Origin of the sequence: Micromonospora sp. PLK6-60 (genome assembly GCF_019890675.1) — a bacterium.
GTDB lineage: Bacteria > Actinomycetota > Actinomycetes > Mycobacteriales > Micromonosporaceae > Micromonospora.
Genome location: NZ_JAIOAA010000001.1, coordinates 22,994 through 46,236, shown reverse-complemented (window position 1 = coordinate 46,236; position 23,243 = coordinate 22,994). Strand labels below are relative to the sequence as shown.

Here is a 23,243-nt window from a genome sequence, read left to right as displayed (position 1 = left end):
GTCCCTTGTGGACCGGCGGGCCGGTCTTCCGGCCACCGGACGACTCTGGCACCATGCACGCGTGCACCTCGCCCGCCGTACCCTGCTCGGTGCGGGCCTCGCCGCGACCACCGCCACCCTGACCGGCTGCGCCGACCGCCCCGCCCGGCCCGCTCCCGGGGCGACCGGACCGACCGGCGGCACCGGCGTGCCGGGGCGGGTCGCGGCCAGCGCGCCGGTGGCGGCACCGACGTCCGCCACCCCGACCCCCCGGGCGGCCGGGCCCGCGCCGTACGCGCAGCGCGTCACGGATATCCTGACCCGCCACCTGAAGCCGACCCCGGCGCACCCGAGACACCCGGCATACGCGGGCGCGGTCGCTCTCGCCATGGTGGACGGGGAGATCACCATGCACACCGCGGTGGGTCACGCGCTGCGGTACGCGGCCGGCCCCCGGGAACTGCCGGCACGCCAGCGGGTGCCGATGCGGCCGGACTCGATCTTCGACCTCGCCTCGCTGACCAAGGTGTACACCGCCATCCTGGTCCTGCAACTGGTCGACCAGGGCAGGGTGGAGCTGGCCGCGCCGGTGCAGGCGTACCTGCCCGGCTTCAGCGGGCCCGGCAAGGAGCGGGTGACGGTGGCGATGCTGCTCGCCCACACCGGCGCGCTGCCGGTCGGGGCCAAGGTGCGGGGCCTGTCCGGCGACGCCGCCCGCCGCGCGGCCGTGCTGGGCACCCCGCTGCTGCCCGGCGCGACACCCGGGGACGCGTTCCGCTACTCCAGCGTCGGCCTGATGGTCCTGGCCCAGCTGGTGGAGCAGCTGACCGGCACCTCCCTGGACCGGGCCCTGCGCGACGGACTGACCACCCCGCTGGGCCTCAGGGACACCGGCTTCCGGCCACTGACGTGGCTGTCCGCGTCGGCGAAGGCGCACCGGCTGGTGGCCACGGACGCCCGGACGTCACGCGGGCTGCTGCGCGGCACCGTGCACGACGACGTGTGCGCCCTCCTCGGCGGCGTCGCCGGACACGCCGGCGTCTTCGCCACCGCCGAGGAGGTCGCCGTCATCGGGCAGTTGCTGCTCAACGGCGGCACCTACCAGGGCCGGCGGATCCTGTCGTCGGCCGTCGTCGACCGGATGCTCAGCAACGCGAACCGGGGCAGGCGGGCCTACGACCCGGACCGTCCCGGCCGACCCGCCGACCACGGCCTCGGCGTGGTGCTGAACCAGCCGTGGTTCATGGGCGACCTCGCCGGGCCGGCGACGTTCGGCCACACCGGCTTCACCGGCACCTCATTGCTGGTCGATCCGCGCCGCAAACTGGTGCTCGTGCTGCTGACCAACCGGGCCCACCCCAACTGGAGCTGGTCGGACCCGGACCCGATCCGCGTTGCCGTCGCCGACGCGGTCGCCGCCGGACTCCGACCGACCTGACCGGTCACTCCGTGATGGTGGGCGGCGCGCTCAGGAGCGGGCGCAGTTCGAGCCACTCGTGGATCGGCCGCCCGCCGGCGCCGGGCGCGGCCGACAACTCGCCGGCCAGCTCGACGGCCCGCTCGTAGCTGTCGACGTCGATCACCATCCAGCCGGCGACGAGGTCCTTGGTCTCGGCGAACGGGCCGTCGGTGACCGGCGGGCGTCCCTCGCCGTCGTACCGGACGAACGTGCCCTCCGGGGCGAGCGCCAGCTCGCCGACGAACTCGCCGGTGCGCTCCAGCCGGGCCGCGAAGTCGTTCATGTACCGCACGTGCGCCGAGAACTCCTCCGGCGTCCACTCGGACATGGGCACGTCGTTGACCGGAGCCGGCGCGCCCCGGTAGTGCTTGAGCAGCAGGTACTTGGCCATCTGGTTCTCCTCGGTGCCGGGTGACCCATTCTGGCCACCGCCACCCCTGGGACGGAGCCGCACCCCGGTTCTCGACACGCCCGGCGGGTCGGCCGGATCGAGTGCCGGCCCGGCCGGCCCGGGCCCGGCCCGCACCGGCGCCACCGGCGGCCGACGCCGGGGTACGGTCGGACCGCCGGCCGCCACGCGGCCGGTCGACCGATCCCCGGTGTGGGCGCGTGCGAGCCACTGGAGGTCGAGATCGACGGCCTCGGCCGGCAACGGACGCCACTGAGACGGGCTTGAGCCGGGTCCGACGATCCAGTTGGGCGCCGCCGGCGTACGCGGCGCGCAGCCGAAGGAGGGGATTTCCGTGTTCGACGGCCTGGTGGCGGTGGTGACCGGCGGCGCGTCGGGGATCGGGCGGGCCTGCGCGGCGGCCCTGCGTGCCCGCGGCGCCCGGGTGGGCATCCTCGACCTCGACCCGGCCCGGACGCCGGCGGACCCACGCCTGCACGCGGTACGGGCCGACGTGGCCGACCGGGCCTCGGTCACCGCGGCGATGGCCTCGGTGGCCGAGGCGTTCGGCGGGGTGGACATCCTGGTCAACAACTCGGGCATCTCCGCCGTCGGCACGGTCGAGGACAACGACGACGCGGAATGGGCCCGCGTGCTGGACGTCAACGTGACCGGGGTGGCCCGGACCACCGCCGTGGCGCTGCCGTACCTGCGCCGGTCCCGGGCGGCGGCGATCGTCAACATCTCCTCGATCGCGGCCGGCGCCGGCCTGCCGCAGCGGGCCCTCTACTCGGCGTCGAAGGGGGCGGTGCACGCGCTGACCCTGGCCATGGCCGCCGACCTGGTCGGCGAGGGGATCCGGGTCAACTGCGTCGCGCCCGGGACGGTGGACACCCCGTGGGTGGCCCGGCTGCTCGCCGGCGCGGCCGACCCGCCGGCCGAGAAGCGCCGGCTCGCCGCCCGCCAACCGATGGGGCGGCTGGTCACCGCGGCGGAGGTTGCCGAGGCGGTGGCCTATCTCGCGTCGCCGGCGGCCGGCGCGGTGACGGGCACCTCGGTCGCCGTCGACGGCGGCATGTCGGGCCTGCGCCTGCCGGTCCGGTAGCTGCCGGCGTCGGCTGGCCGAGGGGCCCCGCCGGCTGCCGGCGGGGCCCCTCGCCCGGTCAGCGGTTCAGGGTGGCCAGCAGGGCGGTGGCCATGCCCTGCTCACCGGCGGCGTTGGGGTGGAACGGTGCGGCGGAGTTCTGCGGGATCAACCCCTCGACCCACCGGGTGCCGCTGCCCTTGCAGGCGTCCCGGCCGATGGACGGGGTGTAGACGTCGGCGTAGGTGGCGTTGTTCGCGGCGGAGACGCTGGCCAGCATGGCGTTCAACGATTTCTCGACCGTCCGCAGGTACGGCACGTCCTGGTAGGCGATGGGGACCACGGGCCAGCAGCCGTAGCCGCTGTCCGGCAGGATCGCCGGATACCCGAGCACCACGATCCGCGCACCCGGGGCGGCCGCGCGGACGGCCTGCAGCACGGCGGTCACCTTCGGCGCGGTGGCGTTGATCCGGGCCTGTAGTTGGTCGGTGCCGCCGGCGGTGTACCTGTTCTTGCAGGGCGAACCGAGCGGGCTGTCCAGGCTGGCCTCCGCGCACTCGCTGATGATGCCGGAGAAGCCGATGTCGTTGCCCCCGATCTGCACGGTGACCAGCGCGGTGCTCGAGGTCACCGCCCGGACCTGCGGCGGCACCGAGATGCCCAGCTGGCCGCTGCCGCCGTTGAGGATGTCGTTGGTGGTGGCGCCGGAGCAGCTCACGTCGGCGAACGACGAGGACCCGGCGGAGGCGGCGACGAGGGACGGGTAGTTGCGGTTGGAGCGCAGGCAGTTCAGGTCGGTCTGGGTGGGGATCAGCGGACCGGCGGTGTACGAGTCGCCCAGGGCGACGTACCGTCCGGTGGGTACGGCCGCGCTGGCGGGTGAGGTGGCGGCGAGCAGCACACCGGTGATGGCGGCCACGATCGTGGCCGCCCGGGCGAACGGCAGGCGGGGACGGGTCATTGCGCCTCCCAGCGGGGATCAGGGGTGCGGTGATTCTTTCCGTCGCAGTGGCCGCCGTCAATATCCACGAACATGAGTGTGCCGACCGTTCGGCGGGAACGGCCGGCACGGGGGTGCGCGGATCAGGTGAGCAGGAACGTGGTGAGCGCCTCGGCGACCGCCGCCTCGCCCTTGTGGTGCGGTCCGAAGTGGTCCAGTTTCGGGAAGGTGAGCACCCGCGACGAGGGGAGCACCTCGGTGAGCCGGGCCGTGGACGCGCCCACGTGGGCCAGGTCGCTCCGTCCGCCGGTCATCAGCAGCACGTCGGCGGCGATCTCGCGGTAGTGGGGGTAGCTGTCGTCGAGCCGGCCGACCTCGGCGTGCTCGTGCAGGGCCGGGTCGAGCAGCTCGACGACCTTCGCCCGCTTCTCGCCGCGGAAGGCCAGCCGCAGGATGGCGGCCATCAGCCAGCGCGGGTTGCGGCGTGCCGCGCGCGGGCCGGTGGCGATGGAGAACGTGGCGAACGCGTCGATCGGGCGGCCCTGGGCCAGGAACCGGCGCGCCGGCGGGATCCAGTCGGTGGGGATCAGCCCGTCGACGCTGACTCCGGGCTCGTAGACGGCCAGTTTGCTGATGTCGTGGTCCCGGCGGGCCGCTTCGAGCGCCACCAGGCCGCCGAAGCTGTGGCCGAAGACGTAGCGGGCGCCGGTGGCGGCCCGGACCGCGGCGAGGTCGGCGCACTCGGCCTCGATGCCGTACCCGGGTCCGAGCGGGCCGCTGCCCCGGCGGCCGCGCCGCTGCACCGTGTGCACGGTGAAGGTGTCGGCGAGCGCCTCGGCCAGGGTGGCGAAGTCGGCGGCGTCGCTGAGCGCGCCGGGGACGATCAGCAGATCCGGGCCGGTGCCGGTGGTGTGGTAGGCGATGGTGGTGCCGTCGGCGGAACGGACGGTGTGGGTGGCGGGGGTGGTCAGCATGGCGAACTCCGCACGGTGATCCGGGGTGGGTGGGTCAGGCGAGGGCGGCGTTCAACCGCCGGGTGTGGGCGAGGTAGCTGTCGAACGGCACGCCGCTGGACTCGACCAGCTCGGTGAGCCGTCCGATCAGCTCGGTGCCCGCCCGGTCGACCAGCCGCCGGCCGGAGTCGGTGAGGGCGATCCGTCGCCGGTTGCCGCCGGCCGGGTCGGGGGTCACGGTGAGCAGCCCGGTGCCGGCGAGGGCGGCGATCATCCGGCTGACCGAGGGCTCGGTCACGGCCAGGCTGTCGGCCAGCGCCCGCTGGGTGCACGCGCCCAGCTCGCCGACCGTGACGAGGACCATGAACCGCCGGTAGGACAGGCCGTGGCCGGCGCGCAGGATGCGGTCACCGGCACGCTCCAGGCGGGACACCAGCGTGTGCAGTTCCAGCCCGAGGTTGTTCGGATGGTTCATGCGGAGTATCTTAGAGCCCTAAGTTAGGAATGCAAGTCCCATCTCGTGGGGAGGGTCGAGGTGACGGAGCACCGCACCGATCTCGTACTGCGCCCGGCGCATCCCGACGACACCGAGGCGATCGCCGCGCTGTGGCACCAGGGCTGGCGGGACGGCCACGCCGGGCACGTCCCCGCCGAGCTGCACCGGCACCGCCGGCTCGCCGACTTCCGCGACCGGGTGCCGCCCCGTCTGCCCACCACCACGGTCGCCACGCTGGGCGAGCGGCTCGTCGGTTTCGTCACCGTCCGCGACGACGAGGTGGAGCAGGTGTACGTCGCCGGGTCGGCCCGCGGCACCGGCGTGGCCGACGCGCTGCTCGCCGCCGCCGAGCGGGCGGTGGCCGAACGGTTCGACGCCGCCTGGCTGGCGGTCGCGGTCGGCAACGCCCGGGCCCGCCGGTTCTACGCCCGTTGTGGCTGGCGCGACGCGGCGGCCCTCGACTACCCCGCCGAAGCCGGAACGGCTGCCGGAGCCACCGTCACCGTCGCCTGCCGGCGCTACGAGAAGCGCGTGCGGTGACCGTGCCCCGGGGCCGGGGTGCCGGTTCCGGACGGTCCGGCTGCGGCACCCCGGCGGTATCCTGCCGGCATGTCGCCTCCGCTGCGCCACCTGGCCGGCCGGGTCTGGCTGTGGCCGCACGACGAGGACCCGGCGACGGTGCAGGGCTGCGTGGCCGTCGTCGCCGACGCCGGCGGGACGCTGCTCGTCGACGCGGGCAACAGTCCCACCGCGGCGCGGCGCATCCGCGCGGCCGTCCGGGCCGCCGGGCTGCCGCTGCCGACCCGGCTCGTCTACACCCACCACCACTGGGACCACACGTGGGGGGCCTGCGCCTGGCCGGGCGTCGAGATCATCGGGCACGCCACCGGAGCCCGGATCCTCGCGGCCGAGGCCGACCGGCCGTGGAGCGAGGCGTACCTGCGCGAGCAGGCCGACGCGAACCCTCGACTGGCGCCGAGTCTCGCCGCCCGGGCCCGCGCGATGCGCGGCTGGGAGGGTTTCCGGGTCGTCCCGCCGGACGTCGAGTTCGCCGACACCCTCGACCTGCCCGGGGGAGTGCGGCTGCGCCATGTCGGCGGCCGGCACGCCGAGGACTCCACGGTGGTCGCGGTGCCCGACTCCGGCGTGCTACTCGTCGGCGACTGCTGCTATCCGCCGCCGCTGCACCTGCGGGCCCCGGACGACGGCGTCGACGTGCGGCTGATCCGCCGGCTGGCCGAGACCTACGACGACTACGACTGGTTCGTCGACAGCCACGACCACCCGAAGCCCCGGGAGGCGCTGCGCCGGCTGCTCGCCGGCGGGGCCGGCTGAGCGGTCAGGAGACCGCGGCCCGCACCAGCGCGACCACCCGCTGCTCCACCGCGGGGCTCCAGTTCCGCAGCGCGTACGCCACCGGCCACAGGTCGCCGTCGTCGAGGTTGGCCGAATCCTGGAAGCCCAGCGTCGAGTACCGGTAGTTGAACTTGCCCGAGTCCTGGAAGAACAGGACGATCTTGCCGTCCGCGTTCGCGTAGGCGGGCATCCCGTACCAGGTCTTCGGCGACAGCTGCGGGGCGGTGGCGGTCACCGCCACGTGCACCCGCTCGGCGAGGGCCCGGTCCGCCGGGGCCATCTGCGCGATCCGGTCCAGCAGCGCCTGCAGCTCGTCGGCCCGCTTGGCGCCCTTCCTGCCCTCGGCGCGCAGCTCGGCGGCGCGTTCCTTCATCGCGGCCCGCTCGGCGGCGCTGAAGCCCGCGGATTCGGTGGTGGAGTTCTTCGCGGTCACTGTCGGGTTCCCCTCCCGTCGGGAACGCCGGCGGGCTGCCGGCGGTCTGGGAGAAGGCTAGGCCGGGCGGCCTCCCCGCTGCTTCTCGATTCCTGATCAGGCGGGTGGTCCGGGCGGCGCGGGCGCCTCGGGTGGTTTCCCGGCGGCCCGCTGGAGGTCGACGACGGTGATCACGATCAGCACCACCGGGACCGCCGCGACGACCGCCAGCGGCGGTGCGAGGGCCAGCGGCACGCTCAGCAGCAGCAGTGCCCCCGCGCCGAGCAGCCGGGGCACCGACAGCCGGCTGTAGACCACCCACTCCAGCAGCGCGCGGCCGCCGAGGAACACCGCCGGCCCGCCCAGCATCACCGCGAGCCACGTCGGGTACGTCTGACCGCCGCTGCGGTGCTGCACCAGATCCTGACCGGTCGCGGTGGCGACGATCCCCATGATCATGAGTACGTGGGCGGTCGCGGCCACCCGACCGAGGCGGGCCGGGTCCCGCGCCATCCCGACCGCCGTGCCGATGAACAGTCCCGCCTTGTAGATGTAGAGCTGCCAGAACAGCACGATGGTGAGGAAGGCGACCAGCAGGCCGAGCGTGGCGGCCAGGCTGCCGAAGCCGGGCCCGTTGGTGAACGCGATGCCGACCGCGAGGATCCCCTCACCCAGCGCGATCATCAACAGCTGCCGGTACCGGTGGGCCAGGTGCTCGGCGGCCGTGGCCCACGCGGTGACCCGTTCCCGCCCCAGCCCGGGCAGCGGCCACCCGAACCGCGCCGACCCGTAGTCGATGGCGACGGCGCTCGACCAGAGCACGAGCTGCGGCCATCCGTGCAGGAAGGCGCCGGCCAGCCAGGGCACCGCCGAGACGCAGAACCAGCCGAAGGCGCCCCGGAACAGCTGCCGCAGCGGATGCCGGCGCAGGGCCAGGCTCAGCGCCAGGGCGCGCCCCGCCTGGAGCGCCACGTAGAGCCCGGCGAAGACCACCGAGGTGGAGTCGAACGCCTGCGGTGCGGCGGCACCCAGCAGGAGGACGCCGAGGGCGGTGGCGAGGATGACGCCCCGTGCCCCGGCGCGGCGCGGGTCGAACCGGGCCGTGCCGTACACCGTGATCGTCCAGACCCAGACCAGCGGCAGGATGAGCAGCATCGCCTGCACGATCGTCGTCCACCGGTGGCCGGGCGAGCCGCCCTGCAGCCCGCGCACGGTGGTCGTCACCAGGCGATTGAGGGCGAACACCACCACCAGGTCGAAGAAGAGCTCGACGAAACTGGCCTGCGGGTCGCTACCCCGCCCGCGCAGCAGCCCCATTCCTCGACCGGAACTGGCTGGCCCGTCGCCGACACCCATGCCTGCCATTTGAACCCGGGGGCGACCACCGGAGGGACGGTTCGCCGGACCCGGGCGGCGCCTGGTGACCCGTCGGCCGGGCGGGACTCAGGAAACCGGCAACCGGTGCCGCACCCACACGTTGGGCTCGACGTAGACGGCGTGGTCGTGTGCGACGTCGCAGTGCACGGGCACCAGCGCCCCCGGCACGCGCACCGGCCCGCTGCGGTCGAACGGCAACCCGGTCCAGCGACGCCAGTCGGCGAGGCTGCCGCTGATCGTCATCGACCGGCCGGCGACGCGTTCGACGGTGCCGCCGGCGCGTACGTGCACCCGCAGCCACGGGTCGACCGGCAGCCCGTCGTCGCGGACCCGCGTCGCGTACTCGGTCATCGGCAGGTCGGGCCGGGCGTGCTTGCCGCTGGGCCGCACCGGCGCGACCAGCGTGTCGTAGCCCAACTTCGCGACGGCCTCGCGCATGGCGGCGAGCATCAGCGCGGACAGCCCGCTGCCGCGCCGGTCGGGCCGGACGCAGATCTCCAGCGCGGAGACGATGGTGGGGGTGGTGCCGGTGAGGCGGTTGAGGGTGGCCCGCTGGATCATCCGGTCCCAGCCCCCGTCGGGTAGGTCGTCCTCGGTCCAGCGCAGCGGCACGGCGTAGGCGCGGGCCACGGCCCGACCCGGGTCGGCCGGGTCGACGGCGGCGAACACGAACTCCGGGTAGAGGTCTTGGGCGACGCCGTAATACACGGCGCCCATCGGATCCCAGAGCATGAACTCCGGCCACGCCCCGTCGAAGCCCTCGTCGAGCAGCGGTGCCAGGTCGGGGCGTTCGGCCAGGCTCGCGATGTCGATCGTCACGGCGGGAACCGTAGGGCCCGGAGCCGCGACGCGCACCCGGATTTCCCGACCGGCACGGGGGAGGGCGGACACCGCCCTCCGGTGCCCGCCCTCCCGCGACGGGCACCGGAAGCGATCCCTCATCTGGCGTTGGCCGCCCCGGGTGTGGGCACCGTGCTGGTGACGAAGTCCCGGCAGAGGCTGTCGGTGTCGGCGCCGTCCGGCCAGCGGGCGTTGCTCCGGCCGGGGTTGGCGGCCGCGCCGGCCACCACCGCGATGCAGCCCCCACCGCCCTGCTCGGCCTCCAGGACGGCGAGCTCGGGACTGGTGATGGTGCCGTTACCACTCGAGCTGCTCTGCTGGGAGCCGTAGACGATCGCGTCGACGACCGCCGCGCCACCGGCGTCCCGCAGCGCGATGGAGCCGGCGCTGACCGAGAGGCTGCCGCCGAACCACTGGTCGGGCGCCGGCGTGCCCTGGTAGCCCGCCGTCGTGACCAGTGGGTTGACCACCGCCGCGCCGGCGGGGTGGTCGTTGGCCAACGGCTGGTCGAGGGTGATGCCGCTGCCCAGCGCCTGCACCGACACGCCGCTGGCGTGCGGCCGGCTCGTCGCCGGCTGGAAGCTGATGCCCGTCCCGCGGCCGGCCACGTCGACCGCCGACCGGTGGCCGAACCGCAGCGGCGCGGCCAGGTCGACGCCGGTGCCGTTGGCGCCGGTGGTGCCGACCGCCGCGACCGTGACCGTCTCCTTGTACTCGCCGGCGTCCACGGTCAGCGTGTCACCCACGGTCAGGTTGGCGTTGGCCGCGACCTTGATGTTGGTCGCGCCCGCGGCGGCCGGCGCCGACAGCGTCGTCTGCGTGGCCGCCCTGCCGACCGCGGTGACGGTGGCCTGCTCGTATCCGGCGCCCGTGTCGATCCCGATCCGCTGGCCGACGGCGAAGCCGGCCGCGTTGGTGACCGGGATGTTGGTCGAGCCGGCGGGAACCGTGATCGAGCCATGGGTGACGGGCACGAACAGCGTGGTCGCCGCGGTGGCCGCCGATCCGACCCCGACGACGGTACGGGTCTCCCGGCCGGCGCCCGCGCCGATGTCGATCTGCTGGCCGGGGGCGAAGCCGGCCGTGCTCCGGACGTTGACGGTCGTCGTGCCCGAACCGGCGGGCGCCGCCAGGCCCGAAGCGGACAGGCCGAGCAGGTAGTGGGCGCCGCTGGCCAGTTTCGTGCCGGCGGGAATCGTCGCCAGCGTGACCGGGGCCGAACCGCTCGGGGTGTTCGTCAGCGTCCAGTGCGAGAGGTCGACCTCGTCGGCGGAGGCGTTGTACAGCTCGACGAACTGGTCGGTCGCGTTGCTGCTGGTGCGGAAGCGGACCTCGTTGACCCTGACGGGCAGGACGTTGCGCACGGCCTGCGAGGTGGTCGTCGACTTCCGGCCACCGCGCGTCGGGTTCGTCCACTCGGCCGTGCCGGTCAGGTAGCCGGCGCCGGTCGTCGCGGCCGAGGTGACCGTGAAGGTCACGCTCACGCTCTGGCCCGGCGGCACCGGATCGTCGAAGGTCACCGACGTGTCGTCGGTGCCCGCCACCACGGCGGACCACCCCGCCGGCGCGGACAGGCTCACCTTGACCCCCACCGCGGTCGACCCGGTGGTGTTGGTGAACGTCTCGGTGACGTCCTGGGTCGAGCCGGGAGTGAACGTCGTGGCCCGGGACAGGCCCAGCCGCCGTACGTCGTACTTCGCGGCCACGATGTTGGCCTGGACGGCGTCGATGGTGGCATCGTCCGGGTAGCCGGTGGTCATCACGCCCTCGTAGAAGGTGCCGGCCGAACCGTTGCCGTTGTCGCCGCCGTTGCCGAGCTGGATGCCGCCCCTGCGGTTCATCGGGAAGTAGCTGCTGTTGGTGAGCGAGCCGGGCCGGATGCCGCTGTAGTAGGTGCTCAGCGGCCCCTCCTGCGCGTTGCCGCCGCGCAGGTCCCACTGGTTGCCGCCACCGCCGTTCACGACGCCCGTCACGAACCGCCACGAGTCGATGGTCGGCGCGCCGTCGTTCTGCCGCGCGTTGTACCCGGTGAACAGGCCCGCCTCCATGTCCGACATGATCCACGGGCCGGGGCCGGTGCCCCGCCCCCAGGCGGTGGCGGTGCCGAAGTACACCGTCTCCATCGTGCCGGTGCCCACCGCCCGGCTGTTCGTCGAGGTGTTGCCGTAGTTGTAGCAGCAGCCGCTGTCGTAGTGCGTGCCGTCGAACACCATGTAGATGCCCTCCGGCTCGTCGGCCTTGGCCAGGTGCGCGGCGTCGTTGTTGCGGTACCCCATGCCCGGCATGATGTAGACGCCGTACGCCGGGTGCCCGCCGACCGTGATCGGTGCCATGTCCGCGATCGAGAGGGTGTTGTACCCGCCGACGTCCGGACCGCGGAAGGTGCCCGGAGGGGCCTGGTACAGGTGGTTGCCCTTGCCGGACTGGTCGTAGATGACGGTGATCAGGCACAGCGTGTCGGCGCAGAAGGCGTCCTGGGCGGCCGCGTCGGCGTATCCGCCCGCGTCCGGGAACGGCACGGCGACGGGTGCGACCGGGCCGATGTCCTTGACGGCGTTGTCGGACGTACGCCTGACCTGGTAGAGCGGGCCGTCGTAGGACGAGGACAGCGCGCGGGTGGAGCTGTGCGCGGCGACGCAGGGGGTGCCGCCGGCGGCGTAGATGTCACACGGGCCCGCCGGCCTCGGCGGTGGGAGCGGCTTCGTCGCCTGTGCCGGTGGCGCCACCGTCAAGGTGGCGCCGACCAGGGTGAGCGCGAGCAGGGCACGAGCGGCGAGGGTGCGTCCGCGAGCAGACGGTCTGGGGGGACGAGACATGGTGGTCAGCTCCTGTGGGTCGGTGCGGGTCGACTGTGGAGCCGGGACGCCCGGTGGCGGGCACGGTGGCGCTCATCCGCGAAGGTGTGCGCCGGACACGGCTGGCCGGCAGCCGCCCACGGCTCGGTGGCGGCTGCGCCCGCGGCACAGCCGCTCACCAACTCGTGTCGTCGGTTCAGGAGGTGGCGAGGGTCCGGCACCGAAGCCGCCGGTGCCGACGTACGGAATGGACGCCGTCGAGGGTGCGGTGCTTCGTCGGGGCGGTCCCCGGGGCGAGCTCGGTCCCGGCCGCCGTGCTGGCAGAGATGGGTACGGGCGATGGCGCATCGAGAATCACTCTCCTCGGCGCAGGTGCCGGCCGCCGGCATGTTAGCGCTAACCCATACCGATCAGATCATCCCGTCAAGCGTCCACGCGCGGAGGTGAAGCAACCTGGCGGAGCGGGGGCGGTAAGCGGCGCCGGTCGGGATCTACGGCAATGTTAACGTAAACATTTGTCGGCTAAGGCATTGAAACATCGCGGACGCATCAGTGTCAATCGAGGTGACCGGCCGAATCGACGTCACGGTGGACCGTCGCCGCGCTCCTGCCCGGCGCTGGCGGCCGGAGGCCGTCGCGTTCACCTGCGCTCAGTGCCCCCGGTAGAGGGCTTCGATCTCGGCGGCGCGGCGTCGCTGCACCACGTCTCGTTTGATCTTCAAGGTGGGGGTCAGCTCCCCGTCGGCCTCGGTGAAGTCGTCGGGCAGGATGCGGAACGTCTTGATCGCCTCGGCGTGCGACACCGCCGCGTTCGCGTGGTCCAGCGCCGCCTGGATCTCCCCGCGCAGCGCCGGATCGTCGCGCGACTGCGCCACCGAGGCGTCCGGCCGTCCGTGCGCGGCCTGCCACCGGGACCAGGCCGCCGGATCGATCGTGATCAGGGCGGCGAGGTACGGCCGGCCGTCGCCCACGAGCATGCACTGGCTGACCAGCGGGTGCGCGCGTACCCGGTCCTCGATGGGCGCGGGGGCGACGTTCTTGCCCGCCGCGGTCACCATGATCTCCTTCGTCCGGCCGGTGAGGCGCAGGAAGCCGTCGTCGTCGAGGCTGCCCAGGTCGCCGGTGCGGAACCAGCCGTCGGCGGTGAAGGTCTCGGCGGTGGCCGCCGGATCGTTCCAGTAGCCCGGGAACACCACGTCGCCGCGGGCCAGCACCTCGCCGCTGTCGGCGATCGCCAGCTCCACCCCGGGCAGCGGCAGCCCGACCGTGCCGATCCGCATGGCCGAGAGCCGGTTCACCGCCAGGGCCGGCGAGGTCTCGGTCAACCCGTAGCCCTCCAGCGCGGTGACGCCCGCCCCGCGGAAGAAGTGCCCGAGCCGCTCACCGAGCGGGGCGCCGCCGACGATCGCGATCCGGCACCGCCCGCCCAGCGCCGCCCGCAGCTTCCGGTAGACCAGCAGGTCGGCCACCCGCCGGGCCAGCCGCATCAGGGGGCCCGGCCCGGACGCGGTGTCCAGCGCCCGGCTGTAGCGCACCGCGGTCCACTCGGCGGCGGTGAACAGCCAGCCCTGGTGCCCGGCGTCGGCCTTCTGCCGGGCCGAGTTGTACACCCGCTCGAACACCCGCGGCACCGCCAGGATGAACGTCGGCCGGTAGCGGCGCAGCTGGTCGCGCACGCCACCCATGCCGGCGCTGTGCACCATGGTCGCCCTGGTGCGCACCATGCCGACCTGCACCATCCGGGCGAACGCGTGCGCCAGCGGCAGGAACAGCACCGTCGAGGCGCCCTCGTTGAACAGTTCCGGCAGCACCGCGACCGCGTTGCCGACGTCGAGGTCGATGTTGCGGTGCGTCAGGACGCAGCCCTTCGGCCGGCCGGTCGTCCCGCTGGTGTAGACGATCGTGGCCAGGTCGCCGCCGGACACCGCGGCCCGGCGCGCCCGCACCACCGCCTCGTCGACGGTGCGGCCCCGCTCGGCCAGCCCGATCAGGTCCCCGGAGTCGATCCGCCACACGTGGCCCAGCTCGGGCAACCCGTCGCGGAGCCCGGCCAGCAGCGCGGCGTGCTCCGCCGTCTCCACCACGCAGCCCACCGCGCCGGAGTCGGCAAGCATCCAGCGCACCTGATCGGCGCTGGCCGAGTCGTACACCGGGACGGTCACCGCCCCGATCGCCCACAACGCGTAGTCGACGAGCGTCCACTCGTACCGGGTGCGGCTCATCAATCCCACCCGGGTTCCCGGCTCCACCCCGGCGGCGGTGAAGCCGCGCGCCAGGGCCGCCACGTCGTCGCGGAACTGCCGGCAGGTCACCTCGGCCGCCCCTTCGGCCGCCGAACGGGGGACCGGCCACGACCCGGGGTCGGCGTCCGGCCGCAGGAACTGCACCGCGTCCGGGTAGCGGTGGGCGTTGTCCCACACCCGGTCGGCCAGCCCCGCCGATTCGACGGGGGTGGCCGCCGGCCTGGTCGTCGTGCCGCTTCGCCGCATGCCCGTACGCTCCCTGGCCCTCCCGCGCGACCCGGCCGGACCGCGGACCGGGCAACCGCCCGGCCGGCGGTCCCCACCGGCTGCTCAGCCCCGCGATTGCCCGCCGGTGAACTGGGCAAACGTGAAAAAGTGCCCGTCGAAGAGTGCCGTGCCGGCCGGTGACGGCTGGCGGCCGTGGCCCACCGCTGCTAGCTTAGGGACCCTAAGTTTAAAATTAGTGCCCCGAAGGTTCGGTATGCCACGACAGGGTTTGACGAGTGAGCGCGTCTCGGCTGCCGCGGCCGAGCTGGCGGACGCGGTCGGGTTGTCGCGCCTGACCGTCGCGGCAGTCGCGCGGCGGTTCGGCGTCTCCGACGCCGCCCTGTACGCGCACGTCCGCAGTCGCGACGCGTTGGTCGAACAGGTCGCCGTCCGGGCGGCAGCGGCGTTCGCCGACCAGCTCGCGCTCGCCGTGGCCGGTCGCGCCGGCGGGCCGGCGCTGCGCGGGTTCGCCACCGCCTGGCGGGAATTCGCGCTGGCGCACCCCGGGCAGTACGCCGCGACTCAACTACAGCTCCCGCCAAAGGTGGGCCGGAGCTCGACGGGACATCTGCGGATCATCGAGCTGAGCTACGCGATGCTGCGCGGGTACGGGCTCGAGGAACCGGATCTGACCGATGCCGTGCGGCTCGTGCGCAGCACCGTCCACGGCTTCGCGAGTCTGGAAACCGTGGATGGATTCGGGCATCCCCGCGATGTCGACGCCTCATGGGCAAGCATCGTCGACGCGCTGCACACCGCGCTGCGGCACTGGCCGAACGGGAGAGGGAAGCAGGAGTGAACAGTCACCAGCCCCGCGATCAGCACGTCCGGTCGGCCGACGGCACCCGCCTGGTGGTCCGGCGCACGGGTTCCGGCGACCCCGTGGTCCTGGTGCACGGCTCGGGAGGCGGCCTGCACTCCTGGGCCACGGTCGCCGACCGGCTCGGCCCGCGCTACGAGGTGTGGCTGCCGGCCCGGCGCGGCTACGGCCCCAGCGACGTCCCGTCGGGGATCAAGTCCTTCCAGGAGGAGACGGCCGACCTGACCGCGGTCCTCCGGGCGGCGTCGGAGTCCGCGGGCCTGCCCGTGCATCTGGTCGGCGCTTCCTACGGCGCGACCCTGGCGTTGCACACCGCGGCGGCGGAGCCGCGCGACCTCCGGTCCCTGGCCGTCTTCGAGCCCCCGCTCTTCGCGGCCGGGCCGAGGATCGCAGCGCTGCTCGATCGCTACCGCGCCGCCTTCGAGCGGGACGACGACCGGGCGATGGCCGCGGTGCTGAACGACGTGACGCGGGTTCCGGCGGAGATCGTGGCCGCGTTCGCCGCCGCGGCAGGTGACCGGACGCCCGACCCGGTCGAGGCCCGGCGCGCGGCGCTCGGCTGGCTGCACGATCTCGAAGCGCTCGCCCAGGACGACACGGACCTCGCCCGCTGGTCCTCGATCACGGTGCCGACCCTGCTGATGCGGGGTGCCGACACCTGGGAGCCGATGCCCAGCACGATGGATGCCCTCGCGAACGCCATCCCCCGGGCGCGGAACGTCAGCTGGCCGGGACAGTCCCACTTCGTGACCGCGACGGCACCCGCGCTGGTCGCGGACACCCTGCGCCAGTTCTTCGCCGAGGTGTCGGCGTAGCCGCCCCGGGGCTCACCACACCGCCCGGCACCCGCGACGCCCGGACCGGTACGCGCCGGTGGCGGTCGGAGAGAAGCTCTCCGACCGCCACCGTTGGCGCCTCGCCGGGTCACCGGGGTCGACAGCCGCGGAACGCCGCCGGCCCCGGAGGCCCGTCAGCCGGTCAGAACCGCAGCCGGCGCAGGTAGCGGTAGCCGATCTCGGCGGTCTGCTGCGGCGTCACGTCCGGCGTGTCGTTCTCCACGATGTACTCCTGCACCTGGTGGCCCCGGAAGATGCGCGCGAAGTCGATCGTCCCGGTGCCCAGGTCGGCCATGTCGCCGTCGACGGCACTCCGGTCCTTCACGTGGTACTGCAGGACCCGCTGCGGAGCCCGGCGGATGACGTCCAGCGTGAAGCCCTCCGGGTCGGCCACCCCGTCACCGGAGTTGATGCCGCCGGTGACCGCCCAGTAGATGTCGACCTCCAGGTGTACGAGCCGGGGGTCGAGCTCCGCGGTCAGGATGTCCCAGGGCCGCTTGCCGCCGCCCAGGTCGATGGTGAACTCGTGGGCGTGGTTGTGGTAGCCGTAGCGCAGCCCCGCCCGGGCCGCCGCGGCGGCCTCGACGTTCATCTGCTGCGCCCAGCGCTTCCAGTCGTCGGCGTTTTCCGAGTACAGGTACGGCACCACCAGGTACGACTGGCCGAGGGTGACCGCGTTCTGGATCTTCTGCCGCAGCGCGTCGGCGTTCTCGCTGATGCCGTCGTGGCTGGAGCTGGCCTTGATCCCGATCTGGTCCAGGAACCGGCGCAGCTCGGCCGCGGTGCGTCCGAAGTAGCCGAGGGCCAGTTCCACCCTCGGGTAGCCGATCCGGGCCAGCTGCTTGAGCGTGGCGTCGTACCCCGGCGAGCCCTGCAGGGCGTCACGCATCGTCCAGAGCTGGATGCTGATCTTGCCCGGCGGGACGGGCCGCCGGCCGTGGCCGTGCTGGCCGCCGGCGGTCGCCGCCGTCGCGCCCACCCCCGAGGCCGCGAGCCCGAGGCCGGCGACCGCGGCGAGCGAGCCGCGCAGCAGGCTCCGCCGGTCCGTGACGGACCGCCGCAGCGCGGCGTCCCCGTCGAATCCGTAACACATGCTGACTCCTTCGGAAACTATGCGACCGGCACCAGGACGACCTGGTCCGAGCCGCTCAGGGCCGGCAGGCCGTCACCGCCCGGGTCGGTGTAGGAGGCGACGAACACGCCGGTCAGGTTGTCGTTCTCCGGGTCGTGACCGCCCGGCAGGGTGGTCTGGATGGTGCCGGAGCAACCACTGGCGGTGGTCTGCGGGTGACCGTGCTCGTCGTGGCCGAGGATGTAGGTGACGGTGACCCGGGCGCAGTCCACCGGCTGGTCGTCGGTCACCCGCACCTCGAACTGGACGGCGTCACCGAAGCGGAAGGTCTGCCCCTCGGCCGGCTTGACCAGCTCCACCACCGGGGCGGTGTTGCCGACCACGACCTGCACCGACGCCGAGGCCGACAGGCCGGCCTGGTCGGTCACGTTCAGGGTGGCGTCGAACTGGCCGTTCTTGGTGTACGTGTAGGTCGGGTTCGGCTGGCGGGAGTCGACCTTGCCGTCGTTGTCGAAGTCCCAGGCGTACTTCAGCCGGTCGCCGTCGGGGTCGCTGGTGCCGGCGCTGGAGAACGTGACGGTCAGCGGCGTGTTGCCGTTGGTCGGCTCGGCCGACACCTGCGGGATCGGGGTGTGGTTGCCGGTCCAGCCGGTGTAGTCGATGCGGGCCAGCTGCGCCTCGGGGTTCTCGCTGAAGTAGCCGTCGCCGTACTCGAGGACGTAGAGCGCGCCGTCCGGGCCGAACTCCAGGTCCATCGGGTTGTCGAAGACGATCGAGGGCAGGACCGACTCGATCCGGGTCACCTTGCGCTTGGCGTCCAGCGTGAAGGCCTTGACGTAGTCGCGGGTCCACTCGTGGAACAGCGGCTTGCCGTCGTAGTACGCCGGCCAACCGATCGCGGTGCGGCCCCGGGTGGTGCGGTGGTCGAACTGGTACGCCGGCCCGGCCATCGGGCCGATGCCGCCGGTGCCCAGCTCCGGGAACTGCGGGGACAGGCCGTAGCCGTACCAGATGTCGGGCTGCGCGACCGGGGGCAGCTCCCGCAGGCCGGTGTTGTGCGGCGAGTCGTTGACCGGGGCCGCGCAGTTGAACGGCGCCCCCGACTGGCGGGTGGCGAAGTCGTAGTCCACGTACGGCTGGTCCGGGGTGACGCAGTACGGCCAGCCGAAGTTGGCCGGCTTGCGCACCACCATCCACCGGCCCTGACCCGCCGGCCCGCGCTGCGGGTTCGGCTGGCCGGCGTCGGGGGAGTAGTCACCGATGTACAGCTCGTCGTTGGCGCGGTTCAGCTCGATCCGGAACGGGTTGCGCAGCCCCATCACGTAGATCTCGGGACGGGTCTTCGCGGTGCCGGGCCGGAACAGGTTGCCCGCCGGGATGCTGTATCCGCCGTTGGCGCCCGGCTTGATCCGCAGCACCTTGCCGCGCAGGTCGTTGGTGTTGGCCGAGGTGCGCTGCGCGTCGAACGCCGGGTTGCGGTCGGGCCGCTCGTCGATCGGGGCGTAGCCGTCGGACTCGAACGGGTTGGTGTCGTCACCGGTGGACAGGTACAGGTTGCCCTTGGAGTCGAAGACGATGTCGCCGCCGACGTGGCAGCAGATGCCCCGGTCGACCGGCACCTCGATGATCTTCTGCTCGGTGGAGAGGTCGAGCTTGTCCTTCACCAGCCGGAACCGGGACAGCTGCAGGGCACCCTTGAACTTCGCGAAGTCCGCGGCGGTGCCGGTGGTCGGCGCGTCACCCTCGTTGACGTCCGGGGTGGACGGGTCGTCGACCGGGGTGTTCCCGGGCGGCGAATAGTAGAGATAGACCCAGTTGTTGCCGCCCTTGCCGAAGTTTGGGTCGATGGCGACGTTCTGCAGGCCCTCCTCGTCGTGCCGGTAGACGTCGAGCGTCGCGGCGAGAGTGTTGCGACCGCTGTCCGGGTGGTGCATCCAGACCTCGCCCGCGCGGGTCACGTGCAGCACCCGGCGGTCGGGCAGCACGGCCAGGTCCATCGGCTCGCCCGGGTGGTCGTTGAGGGTGACCTTCTGGAAGTCGCTCTCCGACGGCGCGGCGGCCGCACCGGGCGCGGCCTGCGAGACGGTGGGCGTGGCGACGAGCGCCGTGGTCATCAGGCCCGCCATGGCGAGCGTGAGTCGTCTCTTCAACTGCCTCTCGTTTCTCTCGAGGGGTGGTGCGGGGCAGGTCGGGGACGTACGGCTTGTGGTCCTCCTCTTCAGGTGCCGTGGGGTGGCGAGGCGACGGCCGGCGGCGTTGCCCGCGCTCCGTCGACTGTGGTGCCGGCACCGAGCGCGGCATGACGGAGCCGCGTGGATCGATTAACCTCGACGAAACACCTCGCCACCCGGGCGACGCTATAAAACTAGTGTCCATGTGTCCATACCTTCCGGCGCAGAAGGCCAGACTTTCTTAACGACCAACGAAAGTCTGCGTCGAGGAGTGCACTTTCCATCGGCCGGCCGGATCTCGGTCGACCCCGGCCGGATCACTGTCGACGGACGGTCGGGGGATCGATCGTGTGGAAAACCCCTGGTGGGCCCGCTCGTCCAACCCCATAGGGCGCTGCGAAGGTGGTGCCTCAGGGGTGAGTCGGTCCAAAAGGGGTGGTGGCGGTGCCGCACGGGATCGCCGGTGACGAGTCGGAGGGCGGGGTCACCCGTCGTTGACGATCACGTGTCATGAATGTTTCAATACCTCACCGCGCGATGTTAACGTTAACAAGGGAGAACGTCGTGGGCAATCGACGGGCGTATCCGCTGGTCACCCGGCCGGCCGCTGATCCGATCGCGACACGCCGTCGCCGGTCACGATGACCGGGACAGCCATCTCCCCGGGCGAGCGGGTGAGCCAGCGACCCGCGTGAGAGACGACCGCAGGGCGCGGCGGAACCCGCCCCGCGGTCCCGGTCGAGCCGGGCCGCAACCCGACCCGATCGCGCACCCCGATCCGCTCCGGGCCGCACCGCAACCGACCTCGGGCACCGAGTGAACCGACCCCGGTTCACCTCACCCAGCAAGGAGGAAGTGTCGTGCACCATCGCTTGCGTCACGCGACCCGACGACGGTTCGCCGCGGTCGCGGCGGCCCTGACCCTGGTCGCGGGGTCCGCCGCTGTCGCGGCGGCTCCCGTCCAGGCGGCCAGCGGGAATCTCATCGTCAACGGCGGCTTCGAGGACGGGCTCGCCGGCTGGTTCCCGAACAACGGCAACGCCGCGGACGGCGCCACCCTGTCACCCACGACGGACGCCTACTCCGGCGCCGGGGCCCTGCTCGTCACCAACCGGACCACCACCGGGTCCGGCCCGATGCAGACCCTCTCCGGCAAGGTGCAGGCCGGCAAGACCTACCTGGTCACCGCGCGGGTCAAGTACGAGAACCCGAACAGCCCGTCGACCAAGCAGTTCTTCGTCACCATGCACTACGGCGGCTCCACCTACACCAACCTCGGCACCGTGACGGTGCCCCGCGGCCAGTGGGGGCTCATCCAGGGCACCTTCACGATCCCCGCCGGACAGACCGTCAGCACCGCGCGGATCTTCGTCGAGACGCCGTGGACCTCGAACCCGTCGACCGCACCGGACACCCACCTGATGGACTTCAAGGTCGACGACGTGACCCTCCAGGAGTACGTGGTGTCGAAGACCATCGAGGTCGTCGGCAAGCTCCCGGGCGAGCACAACCCGCTCATCGGGCACAAGTTCGGCGCCGACGGGTTCGGCTTCGTGCACGACGGCCGGGTCTACCTCTACATGACCAACGACACCCAGGGCTACGCCCCCAACCCGGCCACCGGCGTCTCCCCGGGCATCAACTACGGCGACATCAACCAGATCACCGTGATCTCCTCCACCGACCTGGTGAACTGGACCGACCACGGCGAGGTCCAGGTGGCCGGCCCGAACGGCGTCGCGCCGTTCACCGGCAACTCCTGGGCGCCCGGCATGGCCAAGAAGGTCGTGAACGGCGAGGAGAAGTTCTTCCTCTACTACGCCAACGGTGGCGGCTCGAGCAACGTGATCACGGGCAAGTCACCGCTCGGCCCGTGGACCAGCGAGCGCACCAGCACGCTGATCGACGGCCGCACTCCCGGCGCCGAGACGGTCGCCTGGAAGTTCGACCCGGCTCCGCTGGTGGACTCCGACGGCGCGGCGTACCTCTACTTCGGAGGTGGTCCCGCGTCGACGAGCATGCCGGCGGTCGAGCGCTTCAACAACCCGAAGAACATCCGGGCGATCAAGCTCGGCGACGACATGGTGTCGACCCAGGGTACGGCGGCCGTGGTGGACGCCCCGGTGGCCTTCGAAGCCGCCCAGGTGTTCAAGCGCGAGGGCAAGTACTACCTCTCCTACTCCTCGCACTTCGGCGGGAACGACTTCGGCGGCAACCAGCCCCGCGTGCCCGGCTACCCCGGCGGCGGCCAGATCGGCTACCTGATCTCCGACGACCCGATGTCGTGGCCGAAGGAGACCTACGCCGGGGTCCTCTTCCCCAACCAGTCGCAGTTCTTCGGCACCGGCACCGGTGGCAACAACCACCAGTCGGTGTTCGAGTTCGAGGGTAAGTACTACTTCACGTACCACGCCCCGACCTTGAACAAGCGGATCAACGGCAACACCACCCAGGGCTACCGCAGCCCGCACATCCAGGAGCTGGCCTTCAACGAGGACGGCACGATCCAGCAGGTCGTCGGCACCTACGCCGGCGTCGACCAGGTGCGTGACTTCAACCCCTACCGGGTGTTCGAGGCCGAGACCGTGGGCTGGAGCAAGGGCATCGCCACCGGCAAGGTCGACGGCGCCTCCGCCGAGTTCGGCACCGCGGTGCCAAACCTGGTGGTACGCGACATCGACGACGGCGACTGGACGGCGCTGTCGTCGGTCGACTTCGGCAAGGGCGCCCGCAGCGTGACGGCCAAGGTACGCGCGCTCACCGCCGGCGGGACCATCGAGGTGCGGCTGGACGACGTGGCCGGCCCGGTGGTCGGCACCGTCCCGGTCGACACCGCCACCGGCGAGTGGGCCGAGGTGAGCGCCGATCTCACCGGGGTCAGCGGGGTGCACGACGTCTACTTCACCTACCGCGGCCCGGCCGGCGAGGACCTCTTCGAGCTCGACTCCTGGGCGTTCGAGGCCGTGCCGGCGCTGGACCTGTCCGTGACGGCGGGCACCCGGTGCGTCGGCGAGAAGGTGATGGTGACGGTGCGGGCGACGAACAACGAGCCGATCCACGTGTCGGCGTCGGCCGAGTCCGCGTACGGGACCCGGCCCTTCGGGGCGGTGCCGCCGGGGCAGGAGAAGTTCCGCTCGTTCCCCACCGGCGCGGCGAGCGTGCCGGCCGGTGAGGTGACGGTGACGGCGTCCGCCACGGTGGACGGCGAGCCGGTGACGGCCTCGTACCGGGCCGCCTACGACGCTCGCGCCTGCGGCTGATCAGTACGGGGACGGTGGCGGCCCGGCAGCGCCGGGCCGCCACCGTCGTTCACGAACAGGAAACCGGCTCGTACCGAACTCTCATCGCTGCTCTCCTTCGGTGGGAAACGGCTATGCGACATCCGCAGCCAGATGGCGCCGTCCACGCCGACGATCCGCTGCGCGTCGGCGCCGGTGATCTGCGTGGTGGAGATCGCGCCGTTCTGCTCTCGGATGACCACCACCCGGGTCTTGTTGATCGGCGCCGTCCTGCAGCGCCACGTTGCGCGCCGTGTTCGCGCCGGCCTGCAGGTCACCCTGCTGGGCGGTGATGACGAGCGACCCGTCGGCGAGGCGCGACCGGCTGGCGTCCGGCCGTACCCAACGCCACTGCGGGCCCAGCTCCTCGGAGGTGAAATCGTCGCTGCCGGTGAGGGTGGTGTTCAGGTCGACCGTGTAGGTGGACGACGCCTCGCCGTTGGTGACGGTGACTTGCGCCTGCCCGGTGGGGGTGGC

At 72.7% G+C, this 23,243-nt stretch carries 19 protein-coding genes; 7 read left to right on the top strand and 12 right to left on the bottom strand.

The annotated features are described in order from the left end of the window. Positions 1-61: 61 nt before the first annotated feature. A complete protein-coding gene (locus K7640_RS00170; RefSeq protein WP_308042369.1) occupies positions 62-1,417 on the top strand; it encodes a serine hydrolase domain-containing protein in 1,356 nt (451 codons plus the stop codon). 4 nt (positions 1,418-1,421) lie between these two features. On the opposite strand, the gene K7640_RS00165 is transcribed toward K7640_RS00170, so the two are convergent. Then, positions 1,422-1,829, bottom strand: coding sequence for a YciI family protein (locus K7640_RS00165; protein ID WP_222952577.1), 408 nt, complete (start codon positions 1,827-1,829; stop codon positions 1,422-1,424). Positions 1,830-2,175: 346 nt separating this feature from the next. On the opposite strand from K7640_RS00165, the gene K7640_RS00160 reads away from it, so the two are divergent. Further along, on the top strand, positions 2,176-2,931 hold the full coding sequence (locus K7640_RS00160) for an SDR family NAD(P)-dependent oxidoreductase (RefSeq protein WP_222953099.1): 756 nt from the start codon (positions 2,176-2,178) through the stop codon (positions 2,929-2,931). A 58-nt stretch (positions 2,932-2,989) separates the two neighbouring features. Here the strand turns inward: K7640_RS00160 and K7640_RS00155 are convergent, their stop codons facing one another. The 3 genes from K7640_RS00155 to K7640_RS00145 form a co-directional block, all read right to left on the bottom strand. Beyond that, positions 2,990-3,871, bottom strand: coding sequence for an SGNH/GDSL hydrolase family protein (locus tag K7640_RS00155; protein ID WP_222952576.1), 882 nt, complete (start codon positions 3,869-3,871; stop codon positions 2,990-2,992). A 122-nt stretch (positions 3,872-3,993) separates the two neighbouring features. Continuing rightward, the gene (locus tag K7640_RS00150) at positions 3,994-4,824 is read right to left on the bottom strand and encodes an alpha/beta fold hydrolase (protein ID WP_222952575.1); all 831 of its coding nucleotides are present in this window, start codon (positions 4,822-4,824) and stop codon (positions 3,994-3,996) included. 34 nt (positions 4,825-4,858) lie between these two features. Next, complete coding sequence (locus K7640_RS00145; RefSeq protein WP_222952574.1) at positions 4,859-5,278, bottom strand: MarR family winged helix-turn-helix transcriptional regulator; 420 nt, start codon at positions 5,276-5,278, stop codon at positions 4,859-4,861. Positions 5,279-5,338: 60 nt separating this feature from the next. On the opposite strand from K7640_RS00145, the gene K7640_RS00140 reads away from it, so the two are divergent. Then, positions 5,339-5,839: a GNAT family N-acetyltransferase gene (locus tag K7640_RS00140; RefSeq protein ID WP_222952573.1), complete on the top strand. Its 501-nt coding sequence runs from the start codon at positions 5,339-5,341 to the stop codon at positions 5,837-5,839. A 69-nt stretch (positions 5,840-5,908) separates the two neighbouring features. After that, the gene (locus K7640_RS00135) at positions 5,909-6,634 is read left to right on the top strand and encodes an MBL fold metallo-hydrolase (protein ID WP_222952572.1); all 726 of its coding nucleotides are present in this window, start codon (positions 5,909-5,911) and stop codon (positions 6,632-6,634) included. Positions 6,635-6,638: 4 nt separating this feature from the next. On the opposite strand, the gene K7640_RS00130 is transcribed toward K7640_RS00135, so the two are convergent. The 5 genes from K7640_RS00130 to K7640_RS00110 form a co-directional block, all read right to left on the bottom strand. Beyond that, positions 6,639-7,028: an iron chaperone gene (locus tag K7640_RS00130; RefSeq protein ID WP_255607775.1), complete on the bottom strand. Its 390-nt coding sequence runs from the start codon at positions 7,026-7,028 to the stop codon at positions 6,639-6,641. 156 nt (positions 7,029-7,184) lie between these two features. Beyond that, a complete protein-coding gene (locus K7640_RS00125) occupies positions 7,185-8,384 on the bottom strand; it encodes a low temperature requirement protein A (protein WP_222952570.1) in 1,200 nt (399 codons plus the stop codon). Positions 8,385-8,510: 126 nt separating this feature from the next. Further along, positions 8,511-9,263 (bottom strand): N-acetyltransferase, encoded by a 753-nt coding sequence (locus K7640_RS00120; RefSeq protein WP_308042368.1) that lies wholly within the window; start codon positions 9,261-9,263, stop codon positions 8,511-8,513. A 119-nt stretch (positions 9,264-9,382) separates the two neighbouring features. Then, positions 9,383-12,100, bottom strand: coding sequence for an arabinofuranosidase catalytic domain-containing protein (locus K7640_RS00115; protein ID WP_222952569.1), 2,718 nt, complete (start codon positions 12,098-12,100; stop codon positions 9,383-9,385). Positions 12,101-12,729: 629 nt separating this feature from the next. Continuing rightward, on the bottom strand, positions 12,730-14,568 hold the full coding sequence (locus K7640_RS00110) for a long-chain fatty acid--CoA ligase (RefSeq protein WP_222952568.1): 1,839 nt from the start codon (positions 14,566-14,568) through the stop codon (positions 12,730-12,732). 235 nt (positions 14,569-14,803) lie between these two features. On the opposite strand from K7640_RS00110, the gene K7640_RS00105 reads away from it, so the two are divergent. Together K7640_RS00105 and K7640_RS00100 are read left to right on the top strand one after the other, a co-directional pair. Continuing rightward, complete coding sequence (locus tag K7640_RS00105; RefSeq protein ID WP_222952567.1) at positions 14,804-15,388, top strand: TetR/AcrR family transcriptional regulator; 585 nt, start codon at positions 14,804-14,806, stop codon at positions 15,386-15,388. Further along, positions 15,385-16,224 (top strand): alpha/beta fold hydrolase, encoded by an 840-nt coding sequence (locus K7640_RS00100; RefSeq protein ID WP_222952566.1) that lies wholly within the window; start codon positions 15,385-15,387, stop codon positions 16,222-16,224. Before K7640_RS00105 ends, K7640_RS00100 begins: the two co-directional genes overlap by 4 nt. Positions 16,225-16,387: 163 nt before the next feature. On the opposite strand, the gene K7640_RS00095 is transcribed toward K7640_RS00100, so the two are convergent. Together K7640_RS00095 and K7640_RS00090 are read right to left on the bottom strand one after the other, a co-directional pair. Next, the gene (locus tag K7640_RS00095; protein ID WP_222952565.1) at positions 16,388-17,338 is read right to left on the bottom strand and encodes a sugar phosphate isomerase/epimerase; all 951 of its coding nucleotides are present in this window, start codon (positions 17,336-17,338) and stop codon (positions 16,388-16,390) included. 17 nt (positions 17,339-17,355) lie between these two features. Further along, entirely contained in the window at positions 17,356-19,467 is a 2,112-nt protein-coding gene (locus tag K7640_RS00090) for a PQQ-dependent sugar dehydrogenase (protein WP_255607687.1), read from the bottom strand. An 881-nt stretch (positions 19,468-20,348) separates the two neighbouring features. Here K7640_RS00090 and K7640_RS00085 point away from each other — a divergent pair. Then, the gene (locus K7640_RS00085) at positions 20,349-22,748 is read left to right on the top strand and encodes a family 43 glycosylhydrolase (protein WP_222952564.1); all 2,400 of its coding nucleotides are present in this window, start codon (positions 20,349-20,351) and stop codon (positions 22,746-22,748) included. Here the strand turns inward: K7640_RS00085 and K7640_RS00080 are convergent. Further along, positions 22,724-22,972 (bottom strand): hypothetical protein, encoded by a 249-nt coding sequence (locus tag K7640_RS00080; RefSeq protein WP_222952563.1) that lies wholly within the window; start codon positions 22,970-22,972, stop codon positions 22,724-22,726. The two genes, K7640_RS00085 and K7640_RS00080, sit on opposite strands and share 25 nt — an antisense overlap. Between the last annotated feature and the right edge of the window lie 271 nt (positions 22,973-23,243).

What these genes read in the sequence shown, in the direction of transcription:
- K7640_RS00145 (WP_222952574.1), bottom strand. Translation starts at nt 5,278, where the DNA reads ATGAACCATCCGAACAACCTCGGGCTGGAACTGCACACGCTGGTGTCC.
- K7640_RS00115 (WP_222952569.1), bottom strand. Translation starts at nt 12,100, where the DNA reads ATGTCTCGTCCCCCCAGACCGTCTGCTCGCGGACGCACCCTCGCCGCT.
- K7640_RS00150 (WP_222952575.1), bottom strand. Translation starts at nt 4,824, where the DNA reads ATGCTGACCACCCCCGCCACCCACACCGTCCGTTCCGCCGACGGCACC.
- K7640_RS00110 (WP_222952568.1), bottom strand. Translation starts at nt 14,568, where the DNA reads ATGCGGCGAAGCGGCACGACGACCAGGCCGGCGGCCACCCCCGTCGAA.
- K7640_RS00105 (WP_222952567.1), top strand. Translation starts at nt 14,804, where the DNA reads ATGCCACGACAGGGTTTGACGAGTGAGCGCGTCTCGGCTGCCGCGGCC.
- K7640_RS00130 (WP_255607775.1), bottom strand. Translation starts at nt 7,028, where the DNA reads ATGAAGGAACGCGCCGCCGAGCTGCGCGCCGAGGGCAGGAAGGGCGCC.
- K7640_RS00125 (WP_222952570.1), bottom strand. Translation starts at nt 8,384, where the DNA reads ATGGGGCTGCTGCGCGGGCGGGGTAGCGACCCGCAGGCCAGTTTCGTC.
- K7640_RS00095 (WP_222952565.1), bottom strand. Translation starts at nt 17,338, where the DNA reads ATGTGTTACGGATTCGACGGGGACGCCGCGCTGCGGCGGTCCGTCACG.
- K7640_RS00155 (WP_222952576.1), bottom strand. Translation starts at nt 3,871, where the DNA reads ATGACCCGTCCCCGCCTGCCGTTCGCCCGGGCGGCCACGATCGTGGCC.
- K7640_RS00165 (WP_222952577.1), bottom strand. Translation starts at nt 1,829, where the DNA reads ATGGCCAAGTACCTGCTGCTCAAGCACTACCGGGGCGCGCCGGCTCCG.
- K7640_RS00135 (WP_222952572.1), top strand. Translation starts at nt 5,909, where the DNA reads ATGTCGCCTCCGCTGCGCCACCTGGCCGGCCGGGTCTGGCTGTGGCCG.